Source organism: Stenotrophomonas nitritireducens, from assembly GCF_001700965.1.
Classification (GTDB): Bacteria; Pseudomonadota; Gammaproteobacteria; order Xanthomonadales; family Xanthomonadaceae; genus Stenotrophomonas; species Stenotrophomonas nitritireducens_A.
Genome location: NZ_CP016756.1, coordinates 488,042 through 504,051, shown reverse-complemented (window position 1 = coordinate 504,051; position 16,010 = coordinate 488,042). Strand labels below are relative to the sequence as shown.

General features: G+C 65.3%; 16 protein-coding genes. 2 read left to right on the top strand and 14 right to left on the bottom strand.

Features of this window, described 5'->3' with window-relative positions:
- The first annotated feature begins 63 nt into the window (after positions 1-63).
- Both cydD and cydC read left to right on the top strand, forming a co-directional pair.
- Complete coding sequence (cydD, locus tag BCV67_RS02225; protein WP_062166290.1) at positions 64-1,782, top strand: thiol reductant ABC exporter subunit CydD; 1,719 nt, start codon at positions 64-66, stop codon at positions 1,780-1,782.
- Positions 1,779-3,449 (top strand): thiol reductant ABC exporter subunit CydC, encoded by a 1,671-nt coding sequence (gene cydC, locus BCV67_RS02220; protein WP_062166289.1) that lies wholly within the window; start codon positions 1,779-1,781, stop codon positions 3,447-3,449. The genes cydD and cydC overlap by 4 nt, the downstream gene beginning before the upstream one ends.
- A 66-nt stretch (positions 3,450-3,515) precedes the next feature.
- Here the strand turns inward: cydC and BCV67_RS02215 are convergent, their stop codons facing one another.
- From BCV67_RS02215 to azu, 14 genes are all read right to left on the bottom strand, one after another.
- Complete coding sequence (locus tag BCV67_RS02215; protein ID WP_062166288.1) at positions 3,516-3,788, bottom strand: hypothetical protein; 273 nt, start codon at positions 3,786-3,788, stop codon at positions 3,516-3,518.
- Between the two features lie 111 nt (positions 3,789-3,899).
- Positions 3,900-5,873 (bottom strand): PEP/pyruvate-binding domain-containing protein, encoded by a 1,974-nt coding sequence (locus BCV67_RS02210; RefSeq protein ID WP_062166287.1) that lies wholly within the window; start codon positions 5,871-5,873, stop codon positions 3,900-3,902.
- 351 nt (positions 5,874-6,224) lie between these two features.
- Positions 6,225-6,506 (bottom strand): hypothetical protein, encoded by a 282-nt coding sequence (locus tag BCV67_RS02205; protein WP_065868011.1) that lies wholly within the window; start codon positions 6,504-6,506, stop codon positions 6,225-6,227.
- A gap of 125 nt (positions 6,507-6,631) precedes the next feature.
- Positions 6,632-7,237, bottom strand: coding sequence for a DUF1294 domain-containing protein (locus BCV67_RS02200; protein WP_062166286.1), 606 nt, complete (start codon positions 7,235-7,237; stop codon positions 6,632-6,634).
- Between the two features lie 322 nt (positions 7,238-7,559).
- Entirely contained in the window at positions 7,560-8,393 is an 834-nt protein-coding gene (locus BCV67_RS02195) for a DNA ligase (protein ID WP_062166285.1), read from the bottom strand.
- Positions 8,394-8,485: 92 nt separating this feature from the next.
- On the bottom strand, positions 8,486-9,610 hold the full coding sequence (metX, locus tag BCV67_RS02190) for a homoserine O-acetyltransferase MetX (protein WP_062166284.1): 1,125 nt from the start codon (positions 9,608-9,610) through the stop codon (positions 8,486-8,488).
- A 404-nt stretch (positions 9,611-10,014) separates the two neighbouring features.
- Positions 10,015-11,037 carry a tetratricopeptide repeat protein gene (locus BCV67_RS02185; RefSeq protein WP_062166283.1) on the bottom strand — a complete coding sequence of 341 codons (1,023 nt, stop codon included), beginning with the start codon at positions 11,035-11,037 and terminating at the stop codon, positions 10,015-10,017.
- Positions 11,031-11,483, bottom strand: coding sequence for a cytochrome c-type biogenesis protein (locus tag BCV67_RS02180; protein ID WP_062166282.1), 453 nt, complete (start codon positions 11,481-11,483; stop codon positions 11,031-11,033). The genes BCV67_RS02185 and BCV67_RS02180 overlap by 7 nt, the downstream gene beginning before the upstream one ends.
- Positions 11,480-12,100, bottom strand: coding sequence for a DsbE family thiol:disulfide interchange protein (locus BCV67_RS02175; RefSeq protein ID WP_062166281.1), 621 nt, complete (start codon positions 12,098-12,100; stop codon positions 11,480-11,482). The genes BCV67_RS02180 and BCV67_RS02175 overlap by 4 nt, the downstream gene beginning before the upstream one ends.
- Complete coding sequence (locus BCV67_RS02170) at positions 12,097-14,031, bottom strand: heme lyase CcmF/NrfE family subunit (RefSeq protein WP_062166280.1); 1,935 nt, start codon at positions 14,029-14,031, stop codon at positions 12,097-12,099. Before BCV67_RS02170 ends, BCV67_RS02175 begins: the two co-directional genes overlap by 4 nt.
- The gene (gene ccmE / locus BCV67_RS02165) at positions 14,032-14,499 is read right to left on the bottom strand and encodes a cytochrome c maturation protein CcmE (protein ID WP_062166279.1); all 468 of its coding nucleotides are present in this window, start codon (positions 14,497-14,499) and stop codon (positions 14,032-14,034) included.
- The gene (ccmD, locus tag BCV67_RS02160) at positions 14,496-14,669 is read right to left on the bottom strand and encodes a heme exporter protein CcmD (RefSeq protein WP_065868010.1); all 174 of its coding nucleotides are present in this window, start codon (positions 14,667-14,669) and stop codon (positions 14,496-14,498) included. The genes ccmE and ccmD overlap by 4 nt, the downstream gene beginning before the upstream one ends.
- Positions 14,666-15,418, bottom strand: a complete 753-nt coding sequence (gene ccmC, locus BCV67_RS02155; RefSeq protein ID WP_062166278.1) for a heme ABC transporter permease CcmC — start codon at positions 15,416-15,418, stop codon at positions 14,666-14,668. The genes ccmD and ccmC overlap by 4 nt, the downstream gene beginning before the upstream one ends.
- 139 nt (positions 15,419-15,557) lie before the next feature.
- Positions 15,558-16,010, bottom strand: coding sequence for an azurin (azu, locus tag BCV67_RS02150; protein ID WP_062166277.1), 453 nt, complete (start codon positions 16,008-16,010; stop codon positions 15,558-15,560).

Here is a 16,010-nt window from a genome sequence, read left to right as displayed (position 1 = left end):
ACCGGCAGGCGGGGTACGGCTTGCTTACAATCATGTAGTTCTCCTTCCCCTGAGTTATCAGTCTTGAGCGAAGTTCCACATCCCAATGCAGAGCAGCAGCAACGCCGCCAGCAACAGCAATGGCTGGCGAGCCTGGCATCCGGCGCCCGCTCGCAGCAGCGTTTGGCGGCCCTGGCCGTCTGTACGTCCGGTGCGCTGCTGATCGTCCAGGCGGGCGCGATTGCCTGGTTGATCCAGAGCATAGTCGTGGAACAACGCGATTGGGTACAGGTAGTTCACGGTTTCTGGGTATTGGCAGTAGTTCTACTGTTGCGCAGCCTGTTGGGCGGGGTGGCACAGGGCGCCGCCGGCAGGGTGGCCGACACCGCCAAGCTGGCCCTGCGCGAGCAGGTCTACCGGCGGCTGATGGCGCGCGGACCGCTGTGGCTGCGGCGTCAGCGCAGTGGTGAGCTGGGCGAGCTGCTGTTGTCACATGGCGACGCCATCGAGGGCTATTACGCCGGTTTCCAGCCGGTGCGGGTGGAAGTGGTGGTGGTGCCGGTGCTGATTGCGGTTGCCGTGGCCTATGTGGACTGGGTGGTGGCGCTGATCTTCATCTTCACGGCCCCGCTGGTACCGTTCTTCATGATGCTGGTCGGCTGGGGCGCGGAGGCCGCCGGCCGGGCCCAACTGGGCGAGCTGGCGCGCATGAGTGGCCACTTTGCCGACCGCATCAAGGGCTTGGGGCTGCTGCGCCTGTACGGGCGCGGCGAGGCCGAACTGGAAGGCGTTGCCGCCGCTGCCGATGGCGTGCGGGTGCGCACCATGAAGGTGCTGCGCATCGCTTTCCTGTCCTCGACCGTGCTGGAATTCTTCGCCTCGGTCAGCGTGGCGATGGTGGCGTTGTACCTGGGACTGAGTTATCTGGGCCTGATGTCGCTGCATTCGGTGGTGCCCACCTTGGGCACCGGCATGTTCTGCCTGCTGCTGGCACCGGAGTTCTATGCGCCGCTGCGGCGTCTGGCCGCGCATTACCACGACCGTGCCAATGCGCTGGCAGCAGCGGCCGAGGTCGAGCGCCTGCTTGCCGATGAGCAGGAGGCGGCCGTTGCCAATGTGGCCGTCGCCCCGCTTGTGGCGCCCGAACCGGCACAGCTGCACGCACCGCTGGTTGCGGTGCAGGCGGTTACGTTGCGGCCGCAAGGCGCGGCGCATGACGTGCTACGCGGGTTCTCGCTGGAGATCGCCGATGGGCAGCGGCTCGCGCTGGTTGGCCCCAGCGGCAGCGGCAAGAGCACCTTGCTGGAAGCATTGGCCGGCTGGCTGCCACCACGCGATGGCCGTATCGTGGTCCGCGATGGCGTGCGCATCGGCTACGCCGGGCAGCGGCCTTACCTGTTTCACGGCAGCATTGCCGACAACCTGCGCCTGGCCGACCCGGCAGTGAGCGCGGCGCGGCTGCAGGCGGTGGCCGAAGTGGCCCAGGTGATGCGTTTCGCCCAGCACCTGCCGCTGGGTCTGGATACGGTGATCGGCGAGCGCGGCTTCGGCCTGTCCGGCGGTGAAGCTCGGCGGATAGGCTTGGCGCGGCTGTTGCTGCTGGAGCCGGACCTGTTCTTGCTCGATGAGCCCACCGCCTTCCTTGATCCGCAGACCGAAGCCGATCTGCTGCAGGCCCTGGCCGCGCATACGCGGGGCCGCACGGTGCTGATGGCGACCCACAGTGTGGCTGCGATGCGTTGGGCGGACACCGTCATCGACCTGCAGGCCTTGCTGCAGCAGTCGCAGGGAGAGCGCGCATGAACAAGCCCCGGACGATGCGCGAGGTCTTCAAGCGCCACCGCTGGCGCCTGGCGTTGGCAACCCTGCTGCTGTTCACCACCATGTTGGCCGGGGTTGGCCTGCTCGGTCTGTCCGGCGGCTTCCTTACCGCCGCGGCGCTGGCTGGCGCCCTTGGCATGGGCAGCAGTTTCAACTTCTTCTCGCCGTCGGCCGGCATCCGCGCATTGACGATGGCGCGGATCGTGTCGCGCTACTTCGAAAAGCTGGTTGGCCACGACGCGACACTGCGCATCGCCCGCGACCTGCGTGTGTGGTTCTTCCAACGCGCACTGCCGTTGGCGCCCGCGCGCCTGGGCAGCAGCCGTACCGGCGAACTGCTGGCACGGCTGATCACCGACATCGGTGAAGTCGATGGTTTGATGGTGCGTGCCATCAGTCCCTTGCTCGCCTTGGCCGGCATTGCACTGGCAACGGTGCTGGCTGCGGGTCTAATTTATTGGCCGGCCGCGCTGCTGTTGCTGGTGCTTGCATTGCTGGTCGGCATCGGCGTGCCGGTGTTTGCGGTACGCCGTGGTGATGCGGTCGAGGCCACGCGCGCGCGTCAGCGCGCCAGCCTGCGCACGCTGGCGTTTGAAGGGCTGGAAGGCGTGGCCGACCTGACCGCGCTGGATGCGCGCGACGACTGGGTCCTGCGCGTGGACGCCGCGGCGCAGCAGCTGGCGCGCAGCGACCAACGCCGTCGGCGTCGGCTGATCGGCGGCAACGTGCTGCATTCGTCCATCGCCGGCCTCGGTTTGCTGGCGATGCTGTGGCTGGCCTTGTCGGCATTCCAGGCTGGCCAGGTGGAAGCGCCGTTCGCGGCTACGCTGGTATTCCTGACCGTTGCACTGCTGGAAGTGGCTGCAGGCAGCGGCATTGCCTGGCAGGCCTTGCAGTCGGCGCGGGTCGCCGGCAAGCGGCTGCGGCAGATCGTCGACCAGCCGCCTGCGGTGCAGGAGCCTGCGCAGCCGCGTGTGGTGCCGGAAGGTGCGGTTGCGGTGACATTCGAGCAGGTGGTGTTTGCCTGGCCGGGTGAAACACGGCGCTTGCTCGATGGTGTGGACCTGCAGCTGGCACCGGGTGATCGCATCGCGATCCGTGGTGACAGCGGTTGTGGCAAGACCACATTGTCCGCCCTGCTGCTGCGGCTGTGGGATCCGCAGCAGGGCAGCGTGCGCTTTGGTGGCATCGACCTGCGCGAGTTCGCACAGGATCAGTGGTATCGGCAGATTGCCTGGTTGCCACAGGGCGCACCGGTGTTTGCCGGCAGCATTGCCGAGAACCTGCGGCTTGGTGATCTACAGGCTAGTGACACTGCGCTATGGGACGTGCTGGCGCAGGTGCGTCTGCATGACTGGGCGCAGCAGCAAGGTGGGCTTGAGGCCTGGGTTGGCGAGAATGGCGCTACCATGTCGGCAGGCCAGGCGCGGCGTTTGGCCCTGGCGCGCGCCTTGCTGCGCAATGCGCCGATCATGGTGCTGGATGAGCCGACCGAAGGCCTGGATGTGGATACCGCGCATGCCTTGTTGATTGATTTTGCTGCGGCCGTTGGCCAGCGCAGCCTGTTGATGATCACCCACGACCCCTTGCCCGAGGGCGTGGTGCAGCGCGAGTATCGGCTGCAGCACGGACGTTTGAGTCAGCAGTAACCGGGGCAGGACGGGGCTGCCCGGTTTGGCCGCGCGATCAGCGCGGTCAACCGGTGGCGCGGCTCATCAGCGCGCTCTGCTGCGACGCCAACGCAGGAAACCGTAGGCCGCGATGCAGGCGACCGGCACGCTCACCAGCGGGCCGATCAGAAAGGCAAGGCCATCCTGCGCATCGCGGTGGCCGGTGACGTCCCAGACAAAGCGCAGGCCGAGCCAGGGCGCGAGCAGTCCGCCCAGCAGGGCTGCAATCACAACGGCAAGCCAGGCCCGCTGGCACACCCTGCTGGCGATCCAGCCGAACCCGATGCTGACGCCAGTTGTCACAAGCCAGAAGGTCATGGGGGTTGGGTTCCCGTGAGGTAGATGATGGATCAAGGAAGGAGGCCGTCGCTGGCACCTGCGCGCATCATTGCATTGGCTGCTGGGCAAAGGTGGTCCAGTTGGGGCCGGTCAACGGCTGCTGCCATCCACATAGGGACGCGACTGCAGGATGAGGATGTCGTTCCCCACTACCGCCCACTCGATATCCTGGTCGGCGCCGCCCAGCGCCTGCCTGGTGCGGCTGCCCACTGCGGCCAGGCGGGCGATCAGGCCATCGGTCAAGACCTGGCGTGAGCCGGCAATCGCCACCTCGCGCACGCCGCCGCTGGCATTGGCAACCAATTGGGTGTCCTCGGCGGAGCGGCTCAGGACCTGCACTGCCTTGGACCAGCTTGAGTACATCACCTGCTCGGCCTGCCGCTTGCCTTCCACCACGCGTATGCCGAGGCCGCGCTTGGCCGAGATGTAGGTGGTATGGCGATGCGCTGCATCGAAAGGATCGCGGGTGATCATCACCCCCGAGCTGTCCGACGGTGCTGCCACCTGCACCAGCACCGCCATGGCTACTGCGTCCTGGCCCAGGCCGGCGGCACTGCGTGCTTCATAGGCCTCGAAGTTGTAGACCGAGGCCCACACGGTCTGTACCGCACGCACCAGCGCGTCGGCGCCGACCACATTGGGCACGGTGGTATACAGGCCGGCACCGCTGAAATTCGGCAGGTCCTCGGAATTGGAGGAGCTGCGCACGAATACACCGCGCGCCTGCAGTTGGGTCTGCCACTGCGCTTGCAGGCTGCGTACCAGCGCTGGATCAGGTGTGGCATTGCCGATCTGTGCACGCAGCTCAGCCAGCGCGTCACGACGCACCTTGGTATCGGTGGCAAAGCCGGGGCGCTGCTGCAAGGTGGCCAAGCGTTCGCTGATCCGCAGCTGCTGCATCGCCTTCTGGTAGTGCGAGAAAGGAACGCAGAAGCCGTCAGGCACCCGCGCTGCTGGCGGCAGTGCGGACTTCAACGTGCCCAGGTTCGCTGCCTTTACGCCGCAGTGGCTGCTGTCCCTGGTGCGCAGGGCCGACAGGGGCTTGAGCGCGGTGACCGAGATGTCGGGGCGGGGCAAGTTGCGCGCGCTCGGCTGCACCGAACGCGATGGTGTACGCGTAGGGCGGGCAATCGGCCGCACGGTGTAATTGTTGTTGCTGACGTCCAGTTCCACCCACTGCCGATCGTATTTGCGAAGGGCAGCCTGCGCATCGCGGACGTAGACGTTGGGAATGCGCCAGCCCTTGGCCAGCAGATTGACGTGCGACAGCAGCGTTGATGGGCGTTGGGTGACCAGGCCGGCTACCGGCGGCAGCGCGATGGGAACCTCGTCCAGTACCACGATGTCCTGCGGCGAAAGATCCGTCGTCTGTTCGACCGAGCGGATGATGCGCAGGCGGCCTTGGGCGGTACCGGTGTTCAAGGGCAGGAAACGCTGTTCGCGCAGCAGCGCCTCCTGGGTAACAAAGGGCAGACCGGCAGTGCGTGCGGTCAGTTCGTGCAGCGTTGAATTGGTCTTGAAGCGGATGCCCTCGTAGAACGATGCACGCACCAGCTGGTCAGTCTGCCGCAACAAGGCCGGCGTGAGCTGATCACCTTCCCAGAATTCATAGGTATAGCCGGGCAGATCGCGCTGCCAGCTCAGCGTGCCAAACAGGAAGCGCCGCTGCGGGTCCTTGTACTGTGCATTGAGCGTGGCTTTGTCCAGCTGCGCGAGCAGCCGTTCGCGGCGCACGAAGGTTTCATGCAGGGAATAGCGCGGCGTGTTGATGTAGTAGATGCGCGCGGGATCGCGGCGGTCGATGGTGAAGATCAGGTGCGGCATTTCCAGCGCCGTGCCGGGGTTGTACACCCGTGCCAGACGCATGAAGTCATCACGGCTGCCAATGCGTGGCAGATGTGCCGGGGTCTGCGCGTTGTCAGTAGTGGGTGCGGCGGTGGCCGGCCGGTATTCGTAGGGCGAGGGCTTGCGGGCGGTTTGCGCCGGGGCCGTCGGGATCGTGCCCATCAGCAAGGCAGCCACAACAACAAGCTGCAGGGAAACAAGGCGGAAGATTGACTGCATGCGGGCTCGATCCATGATGCCGTGCTGGAATATCGGAGGCCGAATGATAATCCAGTAGCATCGGAACGAATGTGTGCGGCCTGCCTGCTGTATGAAAGCAGGGCGATTCCTGTTGTCCGGAGCGGGTCGGCTGGCAGGGAACGGCGGAACGATGGATGCCGGTGAGGACACGCCCGGCTATAGCGGTAGACCGCTGCTACGGATGACATGATTGCGACTGACCTGTCGCTGCAAGACCAAGCTAATCAGAGCGTACAGTTGCTGCAGCCCCGCTTCGCATTTTGCAACACGCCAAGCGGGGTGTCGGTAGCTGGCCGGCTTCCGTTTTCCGGTCGCCGACAGAGCACATCTTCAGGAGGCACTGGCCCAGACGACTACGCTGGCAATGATCAATAGCAGCGCAGCGGTGAACGAGATGGCGGGAAGCATCTGTCTGCCGGGCGGGAAACGGGGCTTGGAGGCGTACAGCGTTGGTGACGCCCATAGCGTTGCGGCCAACAGCATGAAGCCGGCGAAGCCAAGCCAACCGGAGAGGCCTGCGAACCTGCCGGGCGAGACGCAGGCCAGTACGGCCAGGCCGATGGGAAGATACGGTTTGGTGCAGAGTGTTACCGCATGTATGGAATTCGACACGTTGCAATATCTCCGCTTGTTCCAGCGGTGTGGTGCGATGCCTGCAGTTTGCCGGCGGGTAAGGCAGGCGCTGACTGTTCCGCGTTTCGCTTGGCCTTGTTCGGGTGCGAGCAATGAGGTTCGCACTATTGCGGCAGCGCTATCTTTCCACTTGCGATCAACACAATGGCGCCGATGTTGATTGCTACCGTCAGCCAGAACATGAACTGGAAGCTCTGCTTGCTGGTCTTGTGCCGGAACAGCCCTTGGCCGATCAGCGCACCGGGCCAGCCGCCGAGCAGGGAAAGCAGGTGCAAGGTGTTTTCCGGCACCCGCCGCTCGCCGCGCGCTGCAGCGCCTTTGTCATGCAGGTAGAAGCCCAGCGCAATGACACTCATGCCGAGCACGGCAAACAGCATCCAGTCCGGAAGAAGCTTTGCGATCCATAGCCCTGACAGGCCAAGAAGGGCACCCACGCCCAGACTGACATGCGGCAGGCGGGCAGTGGCTGTAGCGCGTTTCGGTGCAACGGCGGCCTTGCTGCCGGCGGCCGAACGTACTGCGATGGCGTTGAGGCGGCCGCGCTCATCGGTGCGCAATTGGTAATTGATCAGCATGCCATTGCTGGGCCGCTGCGAGCGTTGCTCGAAGGCTTTGATATGGACAAAGGCCCGCTCGCCACCGCCATTGGGCAGGACGAATCCGTAGCCCTTGTCGTCGTTCCATTCCTGCAGCCGGCCTTGGTAGCGCATCGGGTTCCACCCTGTTCGTTGCCGCCATTGCAACGCAAATGCGTGTGACTGTGAAGTGCCCAGCGCGCATCGTTGCTCGCGCCGGTATTGCGCAGCCTGTGTAGCGGGAGAGGCATCAATTTCGCGAGGCTGTAAAGACTTCCAGGCTGGGCGAGAGGCACTTGTAGGCGTGGCGTCAGCCGCGAAGCTTATGGTGTTGCGGGTTCTGGCATGTGTGGATCTGACGGAGTATTTGCTTCGCGGCTTACGCCGCCCCTACAAAAGCGGGTTTGCGGCGCCACCGGGTTTTTGGGGATTGGTTCGATGGATAGGAGGAGGCGGTTCAAGGTTCGTCGCGCACCCGCAGAAAGCGTGGAAAGCGGGGTAGGCCGTGCACGGTCAGGCCGTTGTATCGATAGGTCACGCGGCTGCCGATGGGCGGTGGGTGCGCGCGCTGGGCATCGCTCAGGCCACTGCCGATGCGGAACTGTTTGCCGCTGTCGCTGCGCATCAACAACGCGCCGACCAGGCCGGTGTACTTGCCCTTGCCGGGGGCATAGCCGATCACGTGCGCTTCGGCGTCTTCGTACAGTTTGAGTTTGAGCAGGCCAGTGCTGCGACCATTGCTGTAGGGATTGTCCTGATGGTGAAGCATCAGTCCTTCGCCATCGGCGCTTACCACCGCGCGCAGCTGGCGGTACAGACTTTCAGTATCCGGCACGCGTCGCTGTGCGATGGCGGACAGGTAGGGATTGGAGTGTGCGGCGATCATCCGCAGCAGCTGTGCTTGGCGCTCGGCGAAACCACCCGTGGCGTTGGGCAGGTCGAAGGCCATGAAGCGCAGCCTGCGCCATTGCGCGGCGTCGCCCGGACTACTGCGGATGAGCGCGCTGGTCGCTTCGAACTGGCCGCGCGCCATCCAGAGTTCGCCATCCAGGACCTGGCTGGGCCAGCCCTGGGTGAACCACGGTGGGGCCGTAACCCGGTGGCCCGCACGCGTCCACAGCACTTGCCCATCCCAGCGGGCGCGGACGCCATCGAGTTTTTCGCTGACAAGATAAAGCGATACATCCGGCCCGTCCTGCCACACCCCGGCCAGCATCAGCGGTGGTGGCTCAGCAGCCGCGGTATGGAACAACCCGCTCAGGCAAAGCAGCAGAAGCAGCAAGCGTGGCATGGCCGGCCTCCTGTTGTGGGAGGTTGCAGCGTGCAGCACCGCCACGGCAGGCATCTATTGGCGGGCGCCTGCCGTGGAGGTCGGCGCGGGTGCTACCCGGCTGTCGGTAGTGTCTGCAGGAACTGCGACACAGCCGGGCCGAAGCGCGTGTAATCGACCAGGAACGCGTCATGGCCCTGCGGTGAATCCATGCCAAGGAACTGTGCATCGGCACCGCCGGCACGCAGGCCGTCGGCGATCTGCTGTTGTTGTTCCACCGGGAACAGGATGTCGGTATTGGCGCCGATGGCGAGTGCGCGTTCAATACGGATTTTCGCCAACCCGGCGAGTACATCGCCGTTTGCGTATTCGGCCAGGTCGAACCAATCCATGGAGCGGCCGAGGTAGAGATAGCTGTTGGGATCGAAGTGGCGCACGAACCGGCGTGCATGGCCTTCCAGATAACTTTCCACCTGGAATTCCAGGCCGAACGGATCTTCATCGGTCTGGTCCGAATCCAGCCGTACGCGGCCGAAGCGGCCATCCCATTCCAGCGCCGAGCGATAGGTGATGACGCCGAGCTTGCGTGCCATGCGCATGCCCGATTCCGGGTAATGCAACTCATCGTAGTCGCCGTTGTTCCATGCCGGATCAAGGCGGATGGCTTCGCGCTGCAGCGATCGGATGGCGATGGAGAACGGCAGGGCACGGGCGCTGCCGGAAATATTGATGTGGGTGCGGGCAATGCCCGGGTGCTGCAGCAGCACCGCCAGGGCGGTCATGCCGCCCATCGAGTTGCCGATCAGGCAGGCCAGCTGTTTGATGCCCAGTGCGTGCACGACTTCGGCGGCGGCATTGGCCACGTCCTCGATGGACAACTCGGGGAAACCCAGGCGGTAGGTCTGGCCGGTGGCGGGATTGATCGAGGCCGGGCCAGTGGAGCCCTTGCAGCTGCCCAGCGAGTTGACACAGATGACGAACCAGCGATCGGTATCGATGGGTTTGCCCGGGCCGAGCATGGGTTCCCACCAGCCAGAGGCGGGATTGGCGGCGTTGCTGGCGGCGTGCGCATCGGGCGACAGGCCGGTGACGATCAGGATTGCATTGCTGGCATCGGCGGCCAGGCTGCCCCAGGTTTCGTAAGCGACGCGGGCGCCGACCAGGCTGCCACCGCGCTTCATCGGGAACGGGGACGACAGCGCGTGGAAGCGGCTGCCCTCGGGAATGAATTCAGTCATCTGCCAATTTTAGCGGGGATGCCGGACGCATCGTCGCACGGATGATAACCGCTGGTTATCTGGGTATTTCCTCGCGGCGATGCTGTGGCCATATCGCCTAGGGCGGGGCCCAGCTTTTGTGGGAGCGGCGTAAGCCGCGAAGCTTCGCGGCTTATGCCGCTCCCACAACGCTGCTTGCAGGGCGTTGCCTGTTGTGCCGAGTTCCCCGGGTGCGCTGTGCTTACCCGGGCTACGGGGCTGTGGCGATATCGGGCAGGGCGAGGCCCCGCTTTTGTAGGAGCGGCGTAAGCCGCGAAGCTAGCGCGCCAGTCAGGTGGCACTGGTGCCGTGTGCTTCGGCACGGCCAGCTTCGCGGCTTACGCCGCTCCTACAAACGCTGTTCCCGCAAAGCTGCCCGCTGGGCGTTATTGACCCAGCGTGATCGTCATGGGCTTATCGGCAGGCAGCTTGACCTTGACCGGTGCCGACTCGACGTCGCCTTCGCCGCGCATCGCGGTGCCGCTGGCGGACAGGCGGGCGAATACTTCCACCTCCTGCAGGGCCGACAGCTTCTGCGTCGGCATCGGGCTGTCGGCATCATCCAAGGTAACCGTCAGCGGCGCGCTTTGCGCCGGGTGGCGTTCGACCGCCACCGGCATCGGCGGACCGCCGGGGATGCGGGCGATGACGAACAGGGTTTCCTTACCGGAGGCCGCGCGCGCGGCCAATGCCGGCGCCAGGCTTACGGTTACGGTGATGCTATTGCCGCCGCCACTGGCAGGCGTGCTTGCCGCGGCGGTGGCATGGGCGGTGCTCGGGGTCTTGCCTCGGGCGATGTCGATCTGTTCCTGCAGTGCGCTGGCGGCAGCGGGTTCCAGCCGTGACAGCAGGCTTTCCCAGGTCTGCGCGGCCAGTTCGTTCTGGCCTTGCTGGCGTTGCACGATGCCGGTCAGCCAGATGGCGCGCTCGTTATCCGGCGCTATCTGTCGCGCGTGGACCAGCCACTGCTGTGCGGTGACGTCGAACAGGAAGGCGGGATTGGCCTGCGCGCGGGTCTGTGCGGCCTCGATCAGCAGCATCGGTTCATCCGGGGCCAGCTGCGCGGCGCGTTGGTAGGACGCGGCGGCATCGGCAACCTTGCCGATCTCCAGCTGCGAGCGGGCCAGCAACACCCAGCCATCCACACGCTCGGGGTTCTGTTCCAATGCGGCCTGCAGTTGGGCGATGCCTTCTTCGATGGTCTGCGGTGCAGCAGCGGCCTCGGCATGTGCCTGCAGCGCCGCCGGTGTGCCCAGCCACTGGTACAGGCCCAGCGTGGCGACCAGCGCCATGGCGACCAGACTTCCCCAGACGCGCCGCTTGCCGGCGCGCCACAGCGGCCACAGGGTGATGCCGGTTGCAAGCACGGCCAGCAGTCCTGCACCTGCCAGGAATCCAGCATTCACCATTCGCGTTCTTCCTGGCTGGTGTCGTCATTGGTGGCAACAGGCACCGCGCGGCCCCGGCGGCGTACATGCAGGACCAGCAACACCGCGCCGGCCAGCAACAGCAGGCCAGGCCCGAACCAGAGCAGCGCTGTGCTGGCTTCCAGCTGCGGGCGGTACAACACGAACTCGCCGTAACGCTCGACGAGGAACTGTTTGATCTGTGCGTCTGTGCGGCCTTCCTGCATCAGTTTGAGTACTTCGCGGCGCAGGTCGTGGGCGATCTGCGCGTTGGAATCGGCCAACGACTGGTTCTGGCATTGCACGCAACGCAGCTCCGCGGTCAGTGCGTGGAAACGCACTTCCTCGGCGCGGTCGCGGTAATGCAGCGGGCTGGGGTCGCCGGCCGGTTGTGCGCTGGCGGTGAACGCCAAGCACAGCCACAGCAACATGCCAGCCCAGGCTTTCATCGGGTGGCTCCAAAGTCGGGTGCGCCGCGCGACCCGCCCGCTGCCGCTTCGACTTTTTCCAATGCCGGAATCAGCTGCTGGTCCATGACTTCCTGGGTGATGGCGCCGCTGTACTTCCAGCGCACGATGCCGCTGCCGTCGACCAGGAAGGTTTCCGGCGCGGCGGCGATGCCCCAGTCCAGTGCGGTGCGGCCATCCTGGTCGGCCAGTACCACCATGTACGGGTTGCCCAGCTGCTCAAGCCAGCGCAGCGCTTCGCTGGGCTCGTCCTTCCAGTTGTAGCCGATCACGCGCACGCGCTTGGTTTCGGCAAAGCGGGTCAGGATGGGGTGTTCATCGCGGCAGGTCGGGCACCAGCTGCCCCAGACATTGAGCAGATAGGGCGCGCCGCGCAGTTGTTTGTCGGTGACGTGCACGCTGGGGTCGTGCAGCACCGGCAATGAAAACGCCGGTGCCGGCTTGTTGAGCAGGGCCGAGGGCAGGCTGTCGCGGTCCGGTTGGCCGGAGCGGCTGACGCCGTACAGCATCAAGCCCATCAGGCCGAGGAAGAACAGCACGCCAAGGACGATGGCGACCGGCGGCAACCGATGGGAGGAGTTGGGTGAGGGACTATTCATTTCGATTTCTCAGGCAGCCGACGGAAACGGCGGTCGACGGCGGTGATGAAACCGCCCAGCGCCATCAGCGCCGCGCCCAGCCAGATCCAGCGGACAAAAGGTTTGATCTGTACGCGCACGGCCCACGAGCCGTCGCCCAGTGATTCTCCCAGTGCTACGTAGATATCGCCACCCAGGGCGGGGTGGATGCCGGCTTCGGTCATCGGCTGGCCGCCACTGGCGTACATGCGTTTTTCCGGGTGCAGGCGGGTGATCAAGGTATCGCCGCGCAGCACCTGCAGGTGGCCACGGTCGGAGTGGTAATTGGGCCCGTCGGTCGCGTCCACGCCCTCGAACAGCAGCGTATAGCCGCCGGCATCGACGGTCTTGCCGGGCGCCAGGGCGACTTCGTGCTGCACATGCAGCGCTTCCACCAGCAACGCGCCGACCAGGAACACGGCAACGCCGAAGTGCGCGATCAGCATGCCCCAGGTCTCGGCATTGAGGCGGCCGCCCTTGCGCAGCCGGGTCCACAGGTAATAGCCGGTACCACCGGCCACCCATGCCGCACCGGCGATGCCGACGGCGGTCTTGAACTTGCCCTGCGGCGCCATCCACCAGCCGATGATGCCCAGCAGCACCGCCAGCCCGGCCCAGGGGGCGAGCAATGCCAGCGTGCGCAGGCCTTGTTCGCGCTGCCAACGGCTCAGCGGGCCGAATGGCAGCAAGACGATCATCGGCGCCATCAACACCAGGAACAGCGTGCCGAAATACGGCGGCCCCACCGATACCTTGCCCAGGTCGAGCGCGTCGGCCAGCAGCGGATACAAGGTGCCCAGCAGCACCATGGCACAGGCGCAGCTGAGCAGCAGGTTGTTGACCAGCAGCAGGCTTTCGCGCGAGTTGAGGGCGAAGGCGCGGCGCGGATCGGCACTGTTGCCGCCAATGCCGGGCGCGCGCAGCGCATACAGCAGCAGCGAGCCGCCGACGACGACGCCCAGGAAAATCAGGATGAACAGGCCGCGCGACGGATCGGCGGCAAACGAATGCACGCTGGTCAGCACGCCCGAGCGCACCAGAAAGGTGCCCAGCAGCGACAACGCGAACGCGGCGATGGCCAGCAACAAGGTCCAGCCGACAAACACGCCGCGTTTTTCAGTGGCCGCCTGCGAATGAAGCAGGGCTGCGCCTACCAGCCATGGCATGAAGCTGGCGTTCTCCACCGGGTCCCAGAACCACCAGCCACCCCAGCCCAGCTCGTAATAGGCCCACCAGCTGCCCAGGGCGATGCCGATGGTCAAAAAGCCCCATGCCGCGTTGGTCCATGGCCGGGTCCAGCGCAGCCAGCGCACGTCGATGCGGCCATCGATCAACGCGGCAATGGCGAAGGCGAACGGCACCGCGAAGCCGACGTAGCCCAGATACAGCAGCGGTGGATGGATGATCAGCCCCGGGTCCTGCAGCAGCGGGTTGAGGTCGTGGCCTTCAGACGGCGCCGGCAGCAGGCGTGCAAACGGGTTGGAGGTGAACAGCAGGAAGGCGAGGAAGCCCACACTGATCATGCCCATTACCGCCAGTACCCGCGCCACCACTTCCGACGGCAGCTGCCGTGAGAACTCGGCAACGGCGGCGGTCCACAGCGCCAGCACCAGCGACCACATCAGCAGCGAGCCTTCGTGCGCGCCCCATACCGCCGAGTAGCGGTAAATCATCGGCAGCAGCGAGTTGGAATTGTCGGCCACGTAGCGCAGCGAGAAATCCTGGCGCACGAAAGCGATGGTCAACACCACGAAGGCGGCCAGCACCATGGTCAGTTGCAGCATCGCTGCCGGCCGTGCTATCGCGGTGAGTGCGGGAATGCCGCGTTGGGCGCCGATCAGAGGCAGGACGCTTTGCAGCAGGGCCGCCAGCAGCGCGAGTATCAGTAATACCTGTCCGATTTCACCAAGCACTCAGGGCGTTCCCGTGGTTGGGGTGGCGGTCGGGACCTGATGCTTGTCGTGCGCCACGCCCATCTTGTCGGCCAGCTCCTTGGGCATATAGGTCTCGTCGTGCTTGGCCAGCACATCCTCGGCAACGAACACGCCGTTGGCCATGCGCCCGGTGGCGACCACGGCCTGGCCTTCGCGGAAAAGGTCCGGCAGGATGCGGTCGTAGGTTACCGGCAGCAACGCATCGCCATCGGTGACTTCGAAACGTGCCAGCAGGGCGCCGGGTTCGCGCTTGAACGAGCCTTTGGCCACCATGCCGCCGAGCCGGAAACGGGCGTCGGGCGTAACCTTGCCGGCTTTGACCTCGGCCGGGGTGTACAGATAGGCGATATTGCGTTGCAGGGCAGTGCTGACAAGAGCGACGGCGGCACCGGCCACCAGCACCACCAGCAATACCCATAGCAGGCGGCGGCGTTGGGTCGGGCTCATCGGCTCAGTTCCTCGTCAACGGCCGCAGCGCTGGCACGCTTGGCGCGGCTGAGACGCGCACGGGCCTCGCGCAGTTGCTGGCGGATCTGCAGGCGCGGCACGATGAAATCCCAGGCCAGCACAATGAAGAACACCGCGTAGGCCAGCGCCACATATTTGAAATAGCTCATGCCGATTTCTCCAGCCGTTCGCGCAGCCAGGCCTTGCCAACCTCGCGGCGCAGGTTGTCGGCGCGCGCACGCGCCAGCAGCGAGCCGGCGAACCAGAACTTGGTGGCCAGCACCATGATCCACAGCGGCAGGATCATGCTGCTGTCCATGCTGGATTCGCCGAACACGCGGATGGTCTGGCCCTGGTGCAGCGAGTTCCACCACACCACCGAGTAACGGATGATGGGCAGCATCACCACACCGACGAGGGCCAACAGGCCGGCCGCGCGCGCGGCGGCGCGGCGGTCATCGATGGCGGCGTACAGGCCCATCACCCCCAGGTACATGAACAGCAGGATCAGTTCGGTGGTCAGGCGCGGGTCCCAGTCCCACCAGGTGCCCCACATGGGCTTGCCCCAGATGCTGCCGGTGAGCAGGGTGATCAGGGTGAATGCGGCGCCGATGGGCGCGCAGGCCATGGCCAGGATTTCGCACAGCTTGATCCGCCAGATCAGCGCGATGGCGCTGTACAAGGCCATCAGCCCGAATACGAACAGGCTCATCCATGCCGACGGCACGTGGATATAAAGAATGCGGAAGCTATCGCCCTGCTGGTAGTCGGCCGGCACCACCGCCAATGCCTGCCACAGGCCGAAGCCGAACAGGGGCAGGGAGGCGATGTAACACCAGGTGGACCAACGGGCGGCGAAGGTATCGAAGTAAGGCGGGGAGCCCAGCTTGTGAAACCAACCTGCTAAACCTTTGAACATCCGCTCGCTCGCTGAGGAAGACGATGGCCGGGCCGCGATCTGCGGCCCGACCGGCTGGGCGGTGCGGGCTGCACCACCGTTGCTGTTTTCAGACTAGCGCAAGATACCCCAATTCCGGATATCGGCGGGGCGGGTTGGCTTACTTGAGGGTCACCGTGCCCTTCATCATCGTCGCGTGGCCGGGGAAGCTGCAGAAGAACGACAGCGGGGCGGCTGCAGCGGTGAGGCGGGCGACCGGGATCGAGACGGAGGTGGATTCGCCGCCACCGACCACCTTGCTGTGGGCGATGACGCGGGTGTCGCCGGCCTTGATGTAGTCCGCCGCCAGCCCGGCCTTCATGCCGTCGCTATCGATGCCTGCCATGTCCGTGGTTTTGGCCACCACCACGTTGTGGCCCATGACGTTCTTGGCCATCTTGCCGGCGTGCTTCAGATTGATGGTGAAGTTCGTGCAGCTCTTGGGCACGTCGATGTTGGTGGCATTGAACTTCATCGCATCGTTGCCTTCCAGGCTGACCGAACAGGTATCGGAGGCGTGCGCGGCAGATGCGCCGCCGATCAGCAGCAGGGCAAGGAAAATACGGGACTTCAT